We start from the raw sequence: 17,905 nt of genomic DNA, 5'->3' as shown, positions 1-17,905 counted from the left end.
ACCAGGTGAAGCGCAGCGAACCGGACATCGTCATGACGATTCCGCCGATGCCGGCGCCCATCGAGGTCACCGGCGTCGAATTCGTGGAGTTTGCCGCCAATGAAGAAGAGGCCAGAGAGCTTGCATCGCTCTTGCACACGCTGGGCTTCCGCCAGACCGGCACGCACAAGACCAAGCAGGTGGCGCGCTACAGCCAGGGTGGCATCAACCTGGTGATCAACACCGAACGGGAGGGCTTTGCCCACTCGTCCTATGCCGTCCACGGCACGTCGGCCTATGCACTCGGGCTCAAGGTGGCGGATGCGCATGCCACGGTTGCCCGCGCCCGGGCGCTTGGCGCCGAACCGTTCGCGCAGGCCGTTGGCCCTTCAGAGCTCGGCATGCCGGCCATTCGCGGCGTCGGCGGCGGGGTCCTCTATTTTGTCGATGACAAGTCGGAGCTCAAGAACATCTGGGCAATCGAGTTCGACCCTGTTGCAGACGAAGCTGCGGGCGAGGATGCCGGTCTGCTGCAGTTCGACCACGTGGCCCAGACCATGAACTTCGATGAGATGCTGACCTGGCTGCTGTTCTACACTTCAATCCTGAAGACGAGGAAGACGCCGATGGTAGATATCATCGATCCAGCCGGCATCGTGCGCAGCCAAGTTGTCGAAAACGACACCGGCGCGCTGCGCATCACCATGAATGGCGCCGAGAACCGGCGCACCCTTGCCGGTCATTTCCTGGCCGAGAAATTCGGATCGAGCATCCAGCACCTCGCCTTCAGGACCGACAATATCTTTGCGACAGCCGAGGCGCTGAAGGCCAACGGCTTCGTGCCCTTGCAAATCTCGCCGAACTACTATGACGACATTGAAGCCAGGTTCGGTCTGGATCCGGATTTTTCGGACAGACTGAAGGAAGCCAATATCCTTTACGATCGCGATGACAACGGCGAGTACTTTCAGCTCTATAGCCCGAATTACGGCGAAGGCTTCTTTTTCGAGATCGTCGAGCGCAAGGGCTACAAAGGTTATGGTGCCCCCAACGCCATCTTCCGTATCGCTGCGCAGAAACGCTACATCCGCCCTCTAGGCATGCCAAAAGGGCGTCTATAGTTCATTTCAACAGGAAGAGACCCGCCGCGCGTGCGGCGGGCCTTCCGATCAATGTCTAGGCGTGAGCGTGGGGGTGGTGATAACCCCAGACTGCCCAAGCCGATATCGCGGCGACAAGCAGCCCAAGAACCACATGGGTCCACATCGCGTTGACATTGGCGGCAAAACCGAGCAGCCAAGGAGACGCGACCAGCCAAAGACCAAGTACGAGATTTGCCCATTCTTCCCACTCAGCAAAAGCTGAAATAGCGGCAACCGCCAGCGCACCTAACAGGATGGCGACGGCCCACGCATTCCAGGTCGGCGTATTCTCAAATGCAAAGCCGACAACCCAAGGGGAGATAAACAAGCATACCGCCAAGACCAGGTTGAGCCAATCCTGCGGCTTCTTTCCTTCCATAAGTGCGTTTGCCATAACAACCTCCTTAGACGAAGCTTAAGCAAAGCATTATCATCAGCGTGTCGTGCACGCTTAAGAATAAAATAATCCTGGCTAAGACGAAATTCAAGAGGGTTCGCGCAAAGGCGCCTAAAAGTTTTCAAGTGAACACTTGGCAAAAGCTTGGGGACGCAAGTGCCGGTTCGCGATGTTAAAGATTTGTACTAAGTCTCGCAAACAGATGGCGGTTTTATGCGTTGGAAAATGTTAGGTATGGACGCATCGAAAACTTGAGATTTACTGGGCGGCGCCAAGTAAATCTGGCATGTCAGTTCACCCTCGCAGCCATGTCTCCATTCCATGGGCGGCCGCACGTCCGGTCGAAAAACAGGCGGTAAGAAGGTAACCTCCAGTGGGTGCTTCCCAATCGAGCATCTCTCCAGCGACGAATACACCCGGGAGTGCCTTCAGCATGTATCGGTCGTCAACGCTATCCCAGGAAACGCCGCCCGCCGACGAGATCGCTTCCGCAATGGGTCGTGGTCTGACAACTGGTAGCGGCAAAGCTTTGATAATTCGTGCGAGACGACCGGCATCGGCAATATCCGCGGCATCTGCTTGTGTTCTCACCAGGGCGGCCTTGACGCCTTCCAAACCGGCTCCCTTGCGAAGGCGATTAGACGCGCTTGCCTTGGCGCCCTGCCGTCCGAGGTCCCGTGCCAAGCGTTCGGCAGTTCTACCGGGCATGAGGTCAAGCAGGAGAGTTGCCTTGCCTTCCTTTTCAAGTCGGTCACGCAAACCGGCTGCATGGGCATAAACGAGACTGCCTTCAATGCCGGTCTGCGTGACCACGAATTCGCCAGGGAACGTGCCCGCTTCCGACGTCGCGGTTACGGATTTTACCGGTGCTCCGGCGAAACGTTCCCGGAAATTCCCGGACCAATCGACGTCAAAGCCGCAATTGGCGGGTCGGAGATCGGCGACCTTTACTCCCTTGGCTCGCAGCTGAGCCAGCCAGGAACCGTCGGATCCCAGTCGCGGCCAGCTCGCACCGCCAAGCGCCAGCAAGGCCGCATCACATTGAACCATCTTCATTCCCTCCGGAGTTTCGAAGGTGTAACCGCCGTCGTTAAAACCCGTGAAGCGATGACGAGTCAAAATCTGAACGCCCTGTGCCTCCAACCGGCCGAGCCATGAGCGCAGGAGTGGCGAGGCCTTCATGACTCTTGGGAAGACGCGTCCGGATGAGCCGACAAAGGTTTCCGTGCCGAGGGCCATTGCCCAAGCGCGCACATCGTTTGGCGTGAAGGCATCAAGAGCTGGACGCAACCGGTTGGAGGCAGAGCCGAACCGTTGCACGAATTGTGCATAGTCTTCGGCATGCGTGATGTTCAGGCCCGACTTTCCGGCCAGCAGGAACTTGCGACCGACTGTCGGCATGCTGTCATAGATCGTTACCGAGTGACCGGATAGCGACAACAATTCGGCCGCCATCAAACCAGCAGGGCCGCCGCCAACAATCGCAATCTGTCTTTTGTTCATATGTTGGCCCGGTACCCGAATCCATTGGGCAAGTCTTGGACCGCTAGGACGCCGAGTGCAAGATGCTTCAAATGTCCCGTCGGTTAGACATTTGAGGAGTAGATCGCGTCGACAACAGCTTCGGTAACGTCTCTTGTAGTCGCTGATCCGCCAACATCAGGCGTGAGGATGCCAGCTGCAGTGACGCCTTCCACGGCGCGCATGAGTCGAGCGGCTGTCTCTCCTTCACCAAGATGATCGAGCATCTGTGCCGCAGTCCAGAATGCTGCGACCGGATTGGCAATGCCTTTCCCAGTAATGTCGAAGGCAGAGCCGTGGATCGGCTCGAACATTGATGGGAAGCGCCGCTCTGGATCGATATTGGCCGTTGGAGCCACGCCGAGGCTACCTGCCAATGCACCGGCAAGATCTGACAGAATGTCAGCGTGGAGGTTCGTGGCGACTATGGTGTCGAGGCTTTTCGGATTGAGCGTCATGCGCACAGTCATTGCATCGACCAGCATCTTATCCCAGGTCACATCGGGGAATTCCGCCGCGACTTCAGAGGCAATTTCATCCCACATGACCATGCCGTGGCGCTGCGCGTTGGACTTGGTGACGACCGTCAGAAATTTGCGTGGCCTCGATTGCGCCAGCCGGAAAGCATAGCGCATGATGCGTGTGACACCGACGCGAGTGAAGATGGCAACTTCGGTTCCGACCTCTTCAGGCAGTCCCCTGTGCGCCCGTCCGCCGTGACCGGAATACTCGCCTTCGGAATTCTCGCGCACGATAACCCAATCGAGGTCTCCCGGACCGCAGTTGCGTAGTGGAGGGGTGATACCCGGAAGGATTTTGCTCGGGCGGACATTGGCATACTGGTCAAATCCCTGGCAGATAGGCAGGCGCAGGCCCCAGAGTGTGATGTGGTCCGGAACATCGGGTGCGCCGACGGCTCCGAAATAGATGGCGTCGAACTTCTTTAGTTGGCTCAAGCCATCTGCCGGCATCATGACGCCGTGCTTCTTGTAGTAGTCCGAGCCCCAGTCGAAAGTTTTAATGTTAAACTTGATGTCACCAAGGCGTTTCTCAAGACTTGCAAGGACCGTCGTTCCGGCTGCAATTACCTCAGGGCCGATTCCATCTGCGGGGATCGCGGCGATTGCATATTCTCGCATTTCTGTGCTCCGGTTCTCTGGCGCCGCCGGCAGAGCTCATTGCGACCCAATGATCGAAGCAAATCAGGGACGCGCCTCGGTTGGCGCGCCCCTGTTTTGCAACTACTTCTGGATGCAGGTATCAACCGTGTCCTTGGTGCATTCGTCAAGGCCGGTGAAGACTGGATCTTCGACTGGCTTGCCCTCAATCAGATCAATCATCACCGACGGAGCCTTGTATCCCATCTCGAACGGCCGCTGTCCGACGAGCGCCGTTACCAGGCCCTCCTTGGCGATGGCGACTTCATCACCGATTGTGTCGGCGGCACCGATGACGAACTCATTGCTGGCGATCTTTTCAGCCATAGGCTTGAACAGATCGCGGTAGGGTTGAGGCGCACCGAAGAGTGGCCAGCCACCCATAATACCGAAGGCGTCCAGTTTTGGATTGGCGGCAAGAATGTCCGTCATCGCCTGGACGCCCTTGGCGCCGTCATCATTGGTAAAGACGGGGCAGCCCGCAACTTCGGTCCATCCGCCTTCACCCTTGAGCTCTGCGAGGCCCTTTTGGCCGGTCAATGCATCGCGCATCCCCTGGGCGCGGCGCAGGATATTATCTGCACCTGTATTGCCTTCGATCGTGCAGATCGTACCGCCGTTGGGTTTGCCCTTCTTGATGTACTCGCCGATCTTGAAGCCCATCAGGTAATTGTCAGTACCAAGGTAGGTCTTGCGCAGCGCTGAATCTTCAGCGGCCAAGTCCGCGTCCAGCGTCATCACTGGAACCGACGGGTTGGCCGTCTTGATGGTTTGAGCGATCAGCTTGGCATTGGACGGCGAGATGGCAACCGCTGCCGTATCAGCCTTGCCGAGCACATCCTGCACGATTTGAGCTTCGCCGGCTTCATCTGACGTTGATGCCGGGCCGGTATAAAAGCACTCATAGTCCGAACTGGCGTTTTCTTTGTTCCACTTCTCGCAACCCTGGTGAATAGCCTCAAAGAACGGATTATCGAGACCTTTCACGACGATGACGAGCTGTTTCTTTGCAAGGGCAGGTCCAGCGCCAAGCGCCAAGACCGCCGCGGTGATGAGCAGTAGTGATTTCCTCATTTATTCCTCCCTTGAAACAGACGGACATTGAGCGTCCATCACACCAGATTAACTTCGGATACGGTGCACGATGACGCCATTGTCTAAACGCTTGCATCGCCCGACCGAGTCGAAGAGCATTGCCAGTCCATAGTGCGAACCCAAGAGGTGTTTGCCTTGCTTTTGTCCACCCAGTTCTCGAATTGAACCAGTCGCAGAGCGCGCGGATGTGAGCCTTGGAAAATCAGTGTGATCGGGCATCCTCCCCCGACCTTGCCTACCGCGCTGGTGACAAGGATTTTCCTCCCGAGATTAGCTAATATCGGCAAAGTTCCCGCGTCAACGCCTATTTGTCATATAAAACGATTTTTGGTGTGTGCGGGCTTGAATTCACCTGAAAGTTGATTGATGCTCGGATTTGAACGCCTAAATGAGCTCGCCGTTTTCCATGGAGGAAGCTGGAATAACGGGATCGCGACAACGTCCGCTTGATCTGCGAACGATGCCGGACGACACCGAGCATATAAGGGACGGGAGGCAGGACGACGGATGGCAGTTCTTGAGCTTATCAACATCTCCAAACATTTCGGAGCCATCCAGGCTGTCAGTGATGTTTCTCTTTCCATACAAGCCGGCGAGGTGGTCGGTCTTATGGGAGACAACGGAGCCGGCAAATCGACGCTCGTCAAAATGATTGCCGGCAACTTTCGTCCGAGCCATGGCTCCATGCGCATGGACGGCACCGAGCTTAATCTTCACAAGCCGGTAGAAGCGCGCCAGCACGGCATCGAGATCGTTTACCAGGATCTGGCGCTATGCAACAATCTTACTGCAGCGGCGAATGTGTTTCTCGGCCGAGAGCTTCGCCGGGGCTTTGGACCCTTTCGGATTCTCGACTACGCGACCATGTACCGACGAGCAGGCCAGATTTTCGCCGAACTCAAGTCGGAGACCCGCCCGCGCGATCTCGTCAAGCAGATGTCAGGTGGTCAGCGGCAGGCAGTGGCGATCGCTCGCACCAGGCTATCCGAGGCGAAGATCGTCCTGATGGATGAGCCGACTGCGGCGATTTCTGTGCGGCAGATCGCCGAAGTCCTTAACTTGATCCGTCACCTTCGCGACCAGGGCATTGCCGTGGTTCTCATCAGTCACCGCATGCCAGACGTCTTCGATGTTGCCGATCGCGTGATCGTCATGCGGCGAGGCAGGAAAGTCGCTGACAAACGCATTGCAGCAAGCTCGCCAGAAGAAGTCACGGGGCTCATTACCGGCGCCATCGAACAAGTAGTATAATCGGCGTCCTAGCCGGAATTTGAAAGAATCGAAGGTCGACAATGGCAGTTACTCTTGACCAGACGATTGGGCAGAAGCAGCAGACTTGGCTCTCCGAAAAGTTGGGGAGCCAGACCTTCTGGGTTCTCGTCGCCGTCGTTCTCGCTTGCATCTTCCTGTCGTTCGCCACGGACTCGTTTGCGACGGCGAAAAATCTCTACAACATCACGCGCAATGTCACATTCGTTGCGATCATTGCTCTGGGCATGACCCTTGTCATCATCACTGGAGGCATCGATCTGTCGGTGGGTTCGGTGCTCTGTTTGTGCAGCATGATACTCGGGGTCGTCATGCATGCCGGTTACAGCATCGAGGTTGGTATCGCAGCGTCCATTGGCACAGCACTTGCTGTCGGGGCTTTCCACGGGTTGCTGATCGCCTATATCGGTATGCCACCATTTGTGGTCACGCTCGGCACATTATCGATCGCGCGAAGTCTGGCGATGGTGGCCTCTGGCAACACTGTTGTGTTCCAGTTCGGACCAGATCACGACAAGCTTCTTTCGCTCGGCGGCGGCGCCTGGTTTTTTGGCATCGCCAACCCCGTTCTCTACATGATCGTACTGGCATTGATTACGGGTTTCGTACTCCGTTGGACGAAGTTCGGTCGCCACGTCTATGCCATAGGCGGCAATGAACATGCGGCAACGCTCACCGGCGTTCCGGTTCGCCCGATCAAAGTTGCCGTTTATATGATCTCGTCCCTTTCCGCAGGCATCGCCGGCATTATTCAAACCGGCTGGCTCGGCGCGATCACCACCAATATTGGTACCGGCCTCGAACTTCAGGTTATCGCAGCAGCGGTTATAGGCGGGGCCGCGTTGGCCGGTGGCGTCGGCACGGCTTTCGGTGCACTTGTCGGCGCGGCGCTCATCGAAGTTATCCGCAACAGCCTTGGCTTGCTCGGCATCAATGCGTTCTGGCAAGGTTGTTTTATTGGTGGAGCCATCCTGCTGGCAGTCCTGTTCGACAGGTTGCGAAAATTCCGCCAGAGCGAGTGACCGGTTCGTGCCATTTCAAATTGTCGGGGATGACCGGACGAGCGCGCTTATCGGTTGAAGTCTCGAGCACAGCTGGCCGGGATTAGGAGTATTCAAGGAGATACCGAGATGAACAAGCGGATTGTATTCACTGGTGGCGCCGGTAAGGCGGGACGGCATGTGGTTCCTTATCTGGCCGATCGAGGCTACGACGTGTTGAATGTCGATCTCGTGCCGCTCGAATACCCGGGCGTTAATACCCTGATCGCAGACATCGCCGATAGCGGCGAGATGTTCAATGCCTTATCCAGTCATTTCGGTTTCGAAGGTTTCGAGACCGGGAAGGGACCGAAGCCGATCGATGCCGTCGTGCATTTCGCGGCCGTCCCGCGGGTCTTGATCAAGCCGGACAACGAGACGTTTCGGATCAATACGATAGGGACGTACAATGTCATCGAGGCTGCTGTTAAGCTCGGGATCAGGAAGATCATTATCGCGTCCAGCGAAACGACCTACGGTGTCTGCTTTGCTGAAGGCGACAAGGATTTTCATCATTTTCCGCTTGAGGAAGATTACGATATTGATCCAATGGATAGCTACGGCCTGTCCAAGCTGGTGAACGAAAAAACCGCTCGTGCCTTTGCCATGCGGACAGGAGCCGATATTTACGCACTGCGGATCGGAAACGTGATCGAACCTCATGAATATGATCGCTTCCCCGCGTTCCTCGCCAATCCGATGTCGCGCAAACGCAATGCTTGGAGCTATATCGATGCAAGGGACCTCGGCCAGATCGTGGATCTGGCAATTCGCAAGGACGGTCTTGGATTTCAGGTGTTCAACGCTGTCAACGACACGATCACCGCTACATTGTCCACGCGGGAATTTCTGGCAAAATACTGTGCCGGTGTGCCGGTACGGCGCGAAATGGATGAATTCGAAGCGCCATTATCCAACCGCAAGGCGCGGGAGATCCTTGGGTTCAAAGAAGAACACGACTGGCGCAAATACGTACCACTCAATTGAAGTTGCATTTGCCACGGCATGATGCGTGACGGGTACCTGGAACGGCAACGGACCAGCGGGTGACACGCTTTTGAGGAACATTCCGAGTTGCAATCGCATAGTAAATAAATTCTACTTCTACGGGAAACATTGGCAAATTGTTCTGCGACTTGCCGCCCCAGATGACTAGCATGCGAATTCGACAACGAAACCAGTAGGATACAAACGTTCCTACTTTAGCTTGCAGGGAACATCATGATCTTCAAGAGTGTCGCCTCGATTGGGCTCGGCGTATTGGTAGCATTGACGGCGGCAACGTCGGGCATTGCCCAAACGGTGAAAATTGGCAGCAAGAATTTTACCGAGCAGTTCGTTGTCGCCGAAATATACGCGCAGGCGCTGGAAAAAGCGGGAGTCACTGTTGAACGCCGGCTTAATCTCGGTGCAACGCTGATTGCCCATTCGGCGCTGACGAATGGTGAGATCGACCTATATCCAGAATACACTGGCACGGCGCTTGCAGCCGTCGTAAAGGGCGACCTGTCGGGTTCTGCCGACAAGATCTACAAGGACGTCAAGGATTATTACGAGAAGAACCTGCAGCTGACATTGCTTGAGCCGACGCAGATCAACAATGGCTACGCGATTATCACTCTTCCAGAGACTGCCGAGAAATACAAACTCAAGACATTGACCGACCTCGGGCCGGCGTCGAAGGAACTATCCTTCGGTGCCGAAGGCGGCTTTGGTGAGCGCAAGGACGGTCTGCCCGGCTTGAAGCAAGTCTACGGTATAGAATTCAAGGATTTCCGCATCTTCGCCAAGCTAGGCATTCGTTACAGCGCGCTGACAAGCAAGAACATTGATGTCTCCTATGGTTTCAGCACCGACTGGCAGATTGCCGACAGCGATCTCGTCGTGCTTGACGACGACAAGCATCTGTTCCCGCCCTATTATCTTGTGCCGGTAGTCCGTCAGGATGCTCTGGCCAAGAACCCGAAGATAGCCGAAGTCCTAAACAAGGTAAGCCCGCTGCTTACCAACGAAATCATGCGCGACCTCAACGCGGCGGTGGAACGGGACAAGAAGGAGCCGAAGGAAGTCGCGGAAGAATTCCTGAAGGCCAAGGGAATTTGATCGGATTGCGGTGAAACCGGAAGGTTGCACCGTCCTGAACATGATACGGCGGAGATGATCCCATCTCCGCTGTTTCGTTACGGCTGACGACGACGCAGGCAGGACGACTCTTTTGAACTGGACTCCCAAGAATATCCCGGAAATTCTGACCGCAACCTGGCAGCATCTTGTCCTGTCGGTTTCCTCGGTGCTCATCGCATTGGTGATCGCGCTGATCCTTGGTGTCCTCTGTGCCCGTCGGCAGAAGCTCTATGCTTTCGTCCTGACGATTACCGGCATCATCTTCGTCATACCAAGTCTCGCATTGTTTGCACTACTTATTCCATGGCTTGGCCTCGGAACAAAGCCGGCGCTAGTCGGGCTCTCCTCCTATTGCCTGCTCATACTTCTGCGCAATATCGTCACCGGTCTGCGCGGCGTCCCGGCGGATGTGCTCGATGCGGCTGACGGCATGGGTTATAGTGCGTGGCAGCGCCTCGTCCGCATAGAGTTGCCATTGGCACTGCCGCTGATAGTGTCGGGAATTCGCATCGCCCTTGTAACCGTCATCGGCATCGCCACTGTTGCGGCCTTCATCGATGGCGGCGGCCTAGGCACCATCATCCTTATGGGCATCGATCAGAGCTACACCGAGAAAATACTCGTTGGTGGAATTCTGACAGCGCTGATGGCCACTTTCTTCGATGTTCTTCTCAGTCGAGCCGAAAAACTGCTGGTTCAGGGACGGTGAAGATATGCTGAGCACTGCGTTCACCTGGATCATCAACAACCAGCCGGAGTTTTTCGAAGCGCTCGGTCGGCATCTGGTCATGTCGGGGGTTTCGTTGGCATTCGCTTTGGCGATTGGCCTGCCCCTCGCTATCCTGATTATCAATCGCCGGGGGCTCGCCGTTGTCGTGATCAACACGATCAATGCCATGCGCACTATTCCGAGCCTTGCAATCCTGGCCATCATGATGCCGCTGCTCGGCATTGGCCTGGGGCCATCCATCGTCGCCCTGACGATTCTCGCCTTGCCGCCGATTCTTCTGAATGCGTTTATAGGCCTGCGCGATGTGGATCCGGATGCCGTGGAGGCAGCGACCGGCATGGGTATGAGCCGCCGACAGGTCCTGCGCAAGATCCGCGTCCCGCTTGCTGCACCTGCAATGTTCGCTGGCGCACGCACCGCGGCGGTTCAGGTCTTGGCGGGGGCGACGCTTGCGCCATTCATCGGAGGAGGCGGACTTGGCGACTTCATCGCTGTCGGCATCAGCATGATGGACATGTCGCGCCTGCTCGTGGGTGCCATTCCGATAGCGCTGCTGGCCCTCGCCACCGAGTTCATTCTCGGTCTTGCCGAAAAATTGTTCTTTGGAGAAAGAGCCACCGCATGATCACGATGGAACATGTGACCAAACGCTATACCGAGGGTGGTGCGGCTTCGGTCGACGATTTGTCGCTTGTAGTATCGGAGGGGACGACGACAGCACTGATCGGCCCTTCCGGTTGCGGCAAGACGACGACCATGCGGATGATCAACCGGCTTATCGAGGCGACCGAAGGCAAGATCATCGTCAACGGTGAGGATATCACCAGGGTTGATCCTGTGAAACTACGTCGCCATATCGGTTATGTGATCCAGCAAGTTGGCCTCTTCCCGCACATGACAATCGCGCAGAACATCGCAGCGGTGCCAAAGCTGCTTGGCTGGACTGAAACGAAGATCAAAAGGCGCACGGAAGAACTGCTGCATCTCGTCGGGCTGGACCCGCAGGAAATGCTCAAGCGATATCCACGGCAACTTTCGGGCGGTCAGCGCCAGCGCATCGGCGTGGCGCGTGCTCTAGCGGCTGATCCGCCGGTTTTGCTGATGGATGAACCATTTGGGGCGATCGACCCGATTGCCCGGACCCGGCTTCAGGACGAATTTCGCCAGATATTGCAGCGTGTGCGCAAGACAGTTGTGCTCGTGACCCACGATCTCGACGAGGCCATCCGGCTTGGTGATCGGATCGCCATCATGAAAAGCGGCAAGATTGTCCAGTACGATACACCTGACACCGTGCTTTCTCATCCTGCGGACGCTTTCGTGGAAAACTTCGTCGGCATCGATCGCGCGATCAAGCGACTCAGCTTGTTTACGGTCAACGACGCCATGAACAGCGAAGTACCTCGTGAAGATGCCGCCAAAGTTGCGCCGAACAGCAATTTGCGCGACGCGTTGGCATTGATGGTTGCCGCCAACACCGACGTTCTTGCCGTCGTCGATGGCGGCGGTGTTGTGAAAGGTCAACTGAAACGGGACGCAATCTTCTCGGTATGATTTTGCTCAGATTGGGAGAGAAAAAATGTCTATCGCCTATCGTTCCTCGGAAATACCTACTGTTTTGATTGAGCCGGTCATACGGCGTATTCGCCTGAAGCTTGGCGACCATTTCATCGCAGACACCACACATGCCATTGTCATCTACGAGAATGGCGGTCATCCGACCTATTATTTGCCGAGGGCTGATTTTGTTGCAGGCGCACTGACAGCCACGTCAAAAAGTGAACCGGCCCCACTCTTTGGAACGAAGACGTTCTGGTCGCTGCAGTCGAATGGCATAACGTTGCCCGAAAAGGCGTGGAGCTATGATGGAGCACAGGTCGGCATACCTGAACTCGGCGACTATGTGACGGTCGATTGGCGATCGGTGCACTGGTTCGAGGAAGATCGGGAAATCTTCGGCCATCCGCGCAATGCCTACTGGCGGATCGACACCCTGCCGAGCTCGCGCTTAGTTGAAGTATTCGTCGATGGAAAGCTCGTGGCACGGACCAGACGGGCAATCTTTCTGTTCGAAACCAGAATGATTGCCCGCTACTATTTTCCGGTTGATGATCTGGTTGAGGGGACACTCGTTCCAAGCGACTACACGACGTACTGTCCCTATAAGGGGGCGGCGTCCTATTATCATTTTGATCTCGACGGCAAACGCCATGAGAACATCGTCTGGTACTATCGCGAGCCTTTCCCCGAAAGCAGTATGATCAAGGGGCTGATCTCATTCTACAATGAAAAGGTTGATATCCGCGTCAGCAGTGGCAACGCGGAATAATGCATATCGGACTATCGATAACGCCATTCGGTCATCATCCTGGCGCCAGGCGTACAGGCAGGTCGGCGGAAGCAATTGATTTCACCCATCTGGCGGCGCAGGTAGCCAAGGCGCAGGCGGGGAGACTTGACTTCGTGCTGCTTGCGGACCGCTTTGGCGTACGACCTGTCGATGATTTGTCGCCGGAGGCCGTGCCTTTCGAACCGACGACGCTGGCCGCTGCGCTGGCAACGGTCGCGCGCCAAATCGGTATGATCGCAACTGCGGCAACCAACCAGCACGAGCCCTATAATCTCGCCCGGCGCTTTGCATCACTCGATACGATCAGCAAGGGAAGGACAGGCTGGAATCTTGTGGCTTCGTCAGAGTCGTCGCAACGCGACACGGAGTATGTCAACGTCGTCACCGGCCTCTGGGACAGCTGGGAGGGTGACGCTTTCATATACGACAAGACGGCCGGGCGTTTCTTTGTCCCGGAGAAAATGCACGTACTCAATCACAAGGGCGAACATTTTACAGTGCGTGGCCCGCTCAACGTCAATCGTTCTCCGCAGGGAAAGCCGGTGATCTCGCATCGCCTGACGCCCCACACCCTGGATATTGCCGCGAAATTTGCCGAAGTGATTTTCATCGCACCAAGATCGCTGGATGAGGCGAGGGCTTTGGTCACGGATTTTATGCAACGGCTCGCGCGCCATGGCCGAGAACGGCGGGGTGTGAGGATTCTGGCGGATGTCATTCCCTATGTCGGCAACACGAAGAGTGATGCGGAGCAGCTACGTAGGGAACTCGATTCATTGGTTCCCGATGAAGAACGGTCAATGGGATTTGCCCTTTTTGGAACACCTGGGGAAATTGCTGATAGCCTGCAGCAGTGGGCAATGACCGGTAATGTGGATGGGTTCAGGATCCAGCCGCCACTCGTGCCTGAAAGTTTGGATGCGTTTGTTGATCTCGTTATTCCCGAGCTAATAGCCCGGCGTGTGTTTCGCAGCTTCTATGATGGTCAAACGCTGCGCGATCATCTCGGCCTTCGGGCGCCTGAACATCCTGCCGGTCGGGCTGCGGGGCCATCGCGATGAAGCAAGCCGAGCAAATGAAACTTGGTGCGTTTCTCATGGCAGGCGGCCACCACATCGCCGCTTGGCGTCACCCGCATGCCGTCGCAAATGCGGGCGTCGATATCGATCATTTCATCGCGCTCACGCGGATGGCCGAGGCGGCCAAGTTCGATATGATTTTCGTTGAGGATGCCGCTGCCATCCGCGAACGCAATGCCAATATCGCGAGTCAGGCCGCGCGCTCGACAATGTTCGAACCACTCAGCCTGCTGGCGGCACTGGCAGTGAACACCTCGCATATCGGACTGGTGGCAACGGCATCGACAACCTACAACGAACCCTACGGGCTAGCGCGGACACTGGCCTCAATCGATAACCTGAGTGGCGGACGTGCCGGCTGGAACCTTGTCACCTCGGCCAGCGAACTTGAGGCGGAGAACTTCGTTTCAAGTGGTTTGCGGCCGCATGCGCAGCGTTACGAGCGGGCAGAAGAGTTTGTAAGGGCTGCAACGGCGGTCTGGGACAGTGTCGATACCGGAGCATACGTGGTTGACGGTGAGATCTACGCCGACCCGGCCAAGCTATATCCTGCGGATCATCATGGAACGCATTTCGCCGTCAAAGGGCTCCTTGACAGTCCGCGCTCACAACAAGGGCGCCCGTTGATGGTACAGGCGGGAGCGTCTGACGCGGGCAAGAACCTGGCGGCCCGTACCGCCGACGTCGTGTTCACGGCAGCGCAGACTTTGCAAGAGGCGCAGGATTATTACAGCGATCTGAAGTCGCGCATGGCTGCATTCGGTCGCCATCCGGACGATCTGAAGATATTGCCCGGTGTATTGCCAATTGTTGGGCGCACCGAGAGCGAGGCGCGGGCAAAATATGAAGCTCTGCAGGAGCTCATCCCTGATGAGGTCGGTGTGGCGTTGCTTGCCAGCTATCTCAGCATCAAGGACCTGTCACAATATCCGTTGGAAGGGCCTTTGCCGGAGATGCAACAGACCGACGGTATCCAGAGCCGCCAACAATTGATTATTGATCTTGGGCGGCGCGAGAACCTGTCGATCCGGCAACTGGCGCGGCACTTTGCCGGGTCGCGCGGACACTGGCAATTGATCGGGACACCGGCACAGATTGCCGATGAATTGGAGCAGCGCTTCCGCGCAAAGGCGGCAGACGGTTTCAATGTGATGGGCGCTTATTTTCCGGCGGGGCTTGAGGATTTTATCGCGCTGGTCATTCCCGAACTGCGCCGCCGTGGCCTCTTCCGCAAAGAGTACGAAGGTCGCACGTTACGAGACAATCTCGGTATAAAAATACCCGCGCGTGGCGCATGAGCAGAGAGAACAGCATGAAGCCCATCTACATTGACTATCTGAACGCCCTCGACATTGATGCCTTGGCGCTGACCGATGAGGAGATACTCAATGCGATCGAAACTTCGCTCGCCGCGCAGGGCAACGGCGAGACTGTGACTGAGCCGCGGGTCCATCTCGAGCCGGACGCAGCTTTTCACGGTCATTTCAATGTGCTGCGTGGTTATGTGGCGCCGTTGAATCTGGCCGGCGTCAAGATTGTTGGCGACTTTGTTGACAACTACAAGCTGAACTATCCGTCGGAGTTCGGTGTCCTTAACCTGTTCGACCCACGTACCGGTGCACCCCGGGCCATTCTCGATGCCACAGTGATCACCGATATGCGTACAGGCGCGATCACTGCGCTTGGTGCAAAATATCTCGCGCGCAAGGATTCGAAAATTCTGGGCCATGTCGGCGCACGTGGCACGGCCTATTGGAACGTCCGGCTGCTCGACCATCTTTACGATTTCGACGAGATTCGCGTGCATTCGCGCCGGCCAGAAAGCCGGGACGCATTTGCAGCGAAACTGTCGGTCGATCTAGGCAAGAAGATTGTCGTGACTGACAATTGGCGCGCCTGTGTCGAGGGCGCTGATATTGTCGTGGAAGCTTCACGCTTGCCGGAACCACAACCGATGCTCAAGACAGAATGGATCAAGCCGGGAGCCTTCGTCGTACCATATGGAACAATGAGTGCAGTCGAATTGTCTCTTACCGATATCATGGACAAGCTCGTGGTCGACGACTGGGGTCAGTGCAAAGGTGGCAAGTTCGGTTCGCTCCGGGCACATGTCGAAGCTGGTAAGCTATCCGAGCAGACCTTGCATGCGGAACTCGGTCAGATCGTTGCCGGCCGCAAGACGGGGCGTGAGAATGATGGCGAAACAATCCTGTTCTGGCATCGCGGTCTCTCGCTAAGCGATATCGCGCTTGGCCATGCTATGCTCGAAAAAGCCAAGGCGGCGAACATTGGCCAAAGGTTGCGGTTTGCATGAGCGCGATCGTTTTCAACGGAAATGGTGTGACAGTCGCTGAGATAGCAGCGATCGCCCGCAAGGACGTAACCGTCGAGATCAACGCCGATGTTTATGATCGTCTGGCGAGGGCTCGCGTACTTCTCGATCAGGCAGCCGCTTCCGGCCAACAGATATATGGGTTGAATACAGGCCTTGGAGCCAACCTGAAAACCGCTGTCACTGAAGACATCACCGCGTTCCAGCAACAACTTGTGCGCGGTCGCGGCGTGGGTGTTGGTCCATCCTTGTCGCGTGACGTCACCCGAGCAGTCATGGCCGCCCGACTATCGATGTTTTCTGTCGGAGGTTCTGGGATTTCCCCGGCGGTTTTCGATGATTTGCTCGCTCTAATAAATAAGAAAGTGCATCCGGTCATTTCGTCTATCGGCTCGATCGGTGCTGGAGATCTCGTGCTTCTGTCATCGATGGCTCAAACGCTGATCGGAGAGGGCAATGCGGAGTTTCAAGGGCAGGTCTATTCATCAGAACAGGCGCTTGAAATGGCTGGTCTCAGGCCATCCAGGCTTGGTCCGAAAGACGGGCTGTCGCTGCTCAATGCTTCGGCGGTTTCAGTCGGCCAGGGAGCTTTGATCGCCGCGGATGGGGCTAGGCTTATTGACTCCCAACGCCAGGCCGCGGCGTTGAGCTTTGAAGCACTTGGCGGCAATCCACTCATTCTGACGCCTGCCATCCAACGCGCTCGACCGGCCGCAGGTCAGGTAGAGGAGGCGGAAATGCTGCTTGCCCATCTTCAGGGATCCTCGCTACTCGAGGCAAAATCCGCTATCCAGGATCCGCTGAGCCTGCGCTGCGTCGCGTCGATCCACGGTGCATTAGCCCACGCGTTGAACGCGGCAACGGAAACGATAGAGATCGAACTGAACGCAGCGGCGGACAACCCTTTGGTGCTCCTTGATGAGAATCGGGTTTTGTCGACGGGCAATTTCCATACACCGGCGTTGGCCCTCGCTTTTGAAACGCTCGGCATCGCCATCGCGCAGGCGGCACTCGCAAGCGCGGCTCGCTTCATCCAGCTAACCGGATCCGTTAGAAATGGTCTGCCACGCTACCTCACGCCGATAGGAGGCCCCTCCGCAGGGTTCGTACCGTTACAGAAAACCGTCACGGCGCTCATTGCGCAGATACGCCACAAGGCCAATCCGGTTATGCTCGACTTTCTGCCGGTCTCGGAAGGCGTGGAGGACCATGCGACCCAGACTCATCTGGTTGTCGCGAAGTGTGCCGAGATTGTCGAGCTATGGAGCTATGTTATCGCTTGTGAGTTGTTGGCCGCTACGCAGGCGATCGATCTCAAGCCCGGTCACCTCTGCGGTAAGGGATCGGCGCAAACGTACGTATTTGTGCGAGAAATTTCTGGCAAGCTTGAGGAGGATCGGGCACTTGGGGAAGATGTGTCAAAACTGGCTGGTCGCCTTCGCGAGGAACATTGAACTCGGTTGAATGCCAATAGCTGACTTGGGAAGCCTAATCGTTCCCAGACCATGAGGGGCGGCGTAAAATGCTATCGCCATCAGGCGGGCTAGTGGACACGCAGCCGCTCAGCGCCACCAAAATCAAAACGAGAAACAGTCGCATCTTTCCCTCCGCACGAGGCGCCACTTATCCTCAGCAGTAACTACGCTGCACCCATCTCGTTAGTGCCGTCAATTCACAATGATGTCTAAGA

At 56.5% G+C, this 17,905-nt stretch carries 17 protein-coding genes; 13 read left to right on the top strand and 4 right to left on the bottom strand.

Translation table 11 applies throughout. The annotated features are described in order from the left end of the window. Positions 1-1,100 (top strand): 4-hydroxyphenylpyruvate dioxygenase family protein (locus tag CU102_RS21125; RefSeq protein WP_210204791.1); only part of this gene is annotated, 1,100 nt, incomplete at its 5' end. 55 nt (positions 1,101-1,155) lie between these two features. Here the strand turns inward: CU102_RS21125 and CU102_RS21120 are convergent. The 4 genes from CU102_RS21120 to CU102_RS21105 form a co-directional block, all read right to left on the bottom strand. Beyond that, positions 1,156-1,515 carry an SPW repeat protein gene (locus CU102_RS21120; RefSeq protein WP_106713071.1) on the bottom strand — a complete coding sequence of 120 codons (360 nt, stop codon included), beginning with the start codon at positions 1,513-1,515 and terminating at the stop codon, positions 1,156-1,158. Between the two features lie 297 nt (positions 1,516-1,812). Further along, a complete protein-coding gene (locus CU102_RS21115) occupies positions 1,813-3,021 on the bottom strand; it encodes a TIGR03862 family flavoprotein (RefSeq protein WP_106713070.1) in 1,209 nt (402 codons plus the stop codon). 83 nt (positions 3,022-3,104) lie between these two features. Then, positions 3,105-4,178: a tartrate dehydrogenase gene (locus CU102_RS21110; protein ID WP_106713069.1), complete on the bottom strand. Its 1,074-nt coding sequence runs from the start codon at positions 4,176-4,178 to the stop codon at positions 3,105-3,107. A gap of 102 nt (positions 4,179-4,280) precedes the next feature. Beyond that, positions 4,281-5,270 carry a sugar-binding protein gene (locus tag CU102_RS21105; protein ID WP_106713068.1) on the bottom strand — a complete coding sequence of 330 codons (990 nt, stop codon included), beginning with the start codon at positions 5,268-5,270 and terminating at the stop codon, positions 4,281-4,283. A gap of 528 nt (positions 5,271-5,798) precedes the next feature. On the opposite strand from CU102_RS21105, the gene CU102_RS21100 reads away from it, so the two are divergent. From CU102_RS21100 to CU102_RS21045, 12 genes are all read left to right on the top strand, one after another. Beyond that, positions 5,799-6,542, top strand: a complete 744-nt coding sequence (locus CU102_RS21100) for an ATP-binding cassette domain-containing protein (protein WP_106713067.1) — start codon at positions 5,799-5,801, stop codon at positions 6,540-6,542. A gap of 41 nt (positions 6,543-6,583) precedes the next feature. Further along, on the top strand, positions 6,584-7,582 hold the full coding sequence (locus tag CU102_RS21095; RefSeq protein ID WP_106713066.1) for an ABC transporter permease: 999 nt from the start codon (positions 6,584-6,586) through the stop codon (positions 7,580-7,582). A 108-nt stretch (positions 7,583-7,690) separates the two neighbouring features. Next, positions 7,691-8,587, top strand: a complete 897-nt coding sequence (locus CU102_RS21090; RefSeq protein WP_106713065.1) for an NAD-dependent epimerase/dehydratase family protein — start codon at positions 7,691-7,693, stop codon at positions 8,585-8,587. Positions 8,588-8,821: 234 nt separating this feature from the next. Continuing rightward, positions 8,822-9,703: a glycine betaine ABC transporter substrate-binding protein gene (locus tag CU102_RS21085; protein WP_106713064.1), complete on the top strand. Its 882-nt coding sequence runs from the start codon at positions 8,822-8,824 to the stop codon at positions 9,701-9,703. 112 nt (positions 9,704-9,815) lie between these two features. After that, positions 9,816-10,433: an ABC transporter permease gene (locus CU102_RS21080; protein ID WP_106713063.1), complete on the top strand. Its 618-nt coding sequence runs from the start codon at positions 9,816-9,818 to the stop codon at positions 10,431-10,433. Positions 10,434-10,437: 4 nt separating this feature from the next. Next, complete coding sequence (locus tag CU102_RS21075) at positions 10,438-11,079, top strand: ABC transporter permease (protein WP_106713062.1); 642 nt, start codon at positions 10,438-10,440, stop codon at positions 11,077-11,079. Then, positions 11,076-12,008, top strand: a complete 933-nt coding sequence (locus CU102_RS21070) for an ABC transporter ATP-binding protein (protein ID WP_106713061.1) — start codon at positions 11,076-11,078, stop codon at positions 12,006-12,008. The genes CU102_RS21075 and CU102_RS21070 overlap by 4 nt, the downstream gene beginning before the upstream one ends. A 25-nt stretch (positions 12,009-12,033) precedes the next feature. Then, on the top strand, positions 12,034-12,783 hold the full coding sequence (locus CU102_RS21065; RefSeq protein WP_106713060.1) for a DUF427 domain-containing protein: 750 nt from the start codon (positions 12,034-12,036) through the stop codon (positions 12,781-12,783). Next, positions 12,783-13,865: an LLM class flavin-dependent oxidoreductase gene (locus CU102_RS21060; RefSeq protein ID WP_106713059.1), complete on the top strand. Its 1,083-nt coding sequence runs from the start codon at positions 12,783-12,785 to the stop codon at positions 13,863-13,865. Before CU102_RS21065 ends, CU102_RS21060 begins: the two co-directional genes overlap by 1 nt. Continuing rightward, the gene (locus tag CU102_RS21055) at positions 13,862-15,181 is read left to right on the top strand and encodes an LLM class flavin-dependent oxidoreductase (RefSeq protein WP_106713058.1); all 1,320 of its coding nucleotides are present in this window, start codon (positions 13,862-13,864) and stop codon (positions 15,179-15,181) included. Before CU102_RS21060 ends, CU102_RS21055 begins: the two co-directional genes overlap by 4 nt. 14 nt (positions 15,182-15,195) lie before the next feature. Beyond that, positions 15,196-16,197: an ornithine cyclodeaminase family protein gene (locus CU102_RS21050; RefSeq protein ID WP_106713084.1), complete on the top strand. Its 1,002-nt coding sequence runs from the start codon at positions 15,196-15,198 to the stop codon at positions 16,195-16,197. Next, the gene (locus CU102_RS21045; RefSeq protein ID WP_106713057.1) at positions 16,194-17,669 is read left to right on the top strand and encodes an HAL/PAL/TAL family ammonia-lyase; all 1,476 of its coding nucleotides are present in this window, start codon (positions 16,194-16,196) and stop codon (positions 17,667-17,669) included. Before CU102_RS21050 ends, CU102_RS21045 begins: the two co-directional genes overlap by 4 nt. Positions 17,670-17,905: the final 236 nt, after the last annotated feature.

This window comes from Phyllobacterium brassicacearum (assembly GCF_003010955.1).
Taxonomy (GTDB): domain Bacteria; phylum Pseudomonadota; class Alphaproteobacteria; order Rhizobiales; family Rhizobiaceae; genus Phyllobacterium; species Phyllobacterium brassicacearum.
The sequence above is the reverse complement of the archived record's forward strand: the minus strand, read 5'-3'. Positions and strand labels throughout refer to the sequence as shown.

Coding starts and splice junctions, on each gene's coding strand:
- CU102_RS21120 (WP_106713071.1), bottom strand. CDS start 1,515: ATGGCAAACGCACTTATGGAAGGAAAGAAGCCGCAGGATTGGCTCAAC.
- CU102_RS21115 (WP_106713070.1), bottom strand. CDS start 3,021: ATGAACAAAAGACAGATTGCGATTGTTGGCGGCGGCCCTGCTGGTTTG.
- CU102_RS21110 (WP_106713069.1), bottom strand. CDS start 4,178: ATGCGAGAATATGCAATCGCCGCGATCCCCGCAGATGGAATCGGCCCT.
- CU102_RS21105 (WP_106713068.1), bottom strand. CDS start 5,270: ATGAGGAAATCACTACTGCTCATCACCGCGGCGGTCTTGGCGCTTGGC.
- CU102_RS21100 (WP_106713067.1), top strand. CDS start 5,799: ATGGCAGTTCTTGAGCTTATCAACATCTCCAAACATTTCGGAGCCATC.
- CU102_RS21095 (WP_106713066.1), top strand. CDS start 6,584: ATGGCAGTTACTCTTGACCAGACGATTGGGCAGAAGCAGCAGACTTGG.
- CU102_RS21090 (WP_106713065.1), top strand. CDS start 7,691: ATGAACAAGCGGATTGTATTCACTGGTGGCGCCGGTAAGGCGGGACGG.
- CU102_RS21085 (WP_106713064.1), top strand. CDS start 8,822: ATGATCTTCAAGAGTGTCGCCTCGATTGGGCTCGGCGTATTGGTAGCA.
- CU102_RS21075 (WP_106713062.1), top strand. CDS start 10,438: ATGCTGAGCACTGCGTTCACCTGGATCATCAACAACCAGCCGGAGTTT.
- CU102_RS21070 (WP_106713061.1), top strand. CDS start 11,076: ATGATCACGATGGAACATGTGACCAAACGCTATACCGAGGGTGGTGCG.
- CU102_RS21065 (WP_106713060.1), top strand. CDS start 12,034: ATGTCTATCGCCTATCGTTCCTCGGAAATACCTACTGTTTTGATTGAG.
- CU102_RS21060 (WP_106713059.1), top strand. CDS start 12,783: ATGCATATCGGACTATCGATAACGCCATTCGGTCATCATCCTGGCGCC.
- CU102_RS21055 (WP_106713058.1), top strand. CDS start 13,862: ATGAAGCAAGCCGAGCAAATGAAACTTGGTGCGTTTCTCATGGCAGGC.
- CU102_RS21050 (WP_106713084.1), top strand. CDS start 15,196: ATGAAGCCCATCTACATTGACTATCTGAACGCCCTCGACATTGATGCC.
- CU102_RS21045 (WP_106713057.1), top strand. CDS start 16,194: ATGAGCGCGATCGTTTTCAACGGAAATGGTGTGACAGTCGCTGAGATA.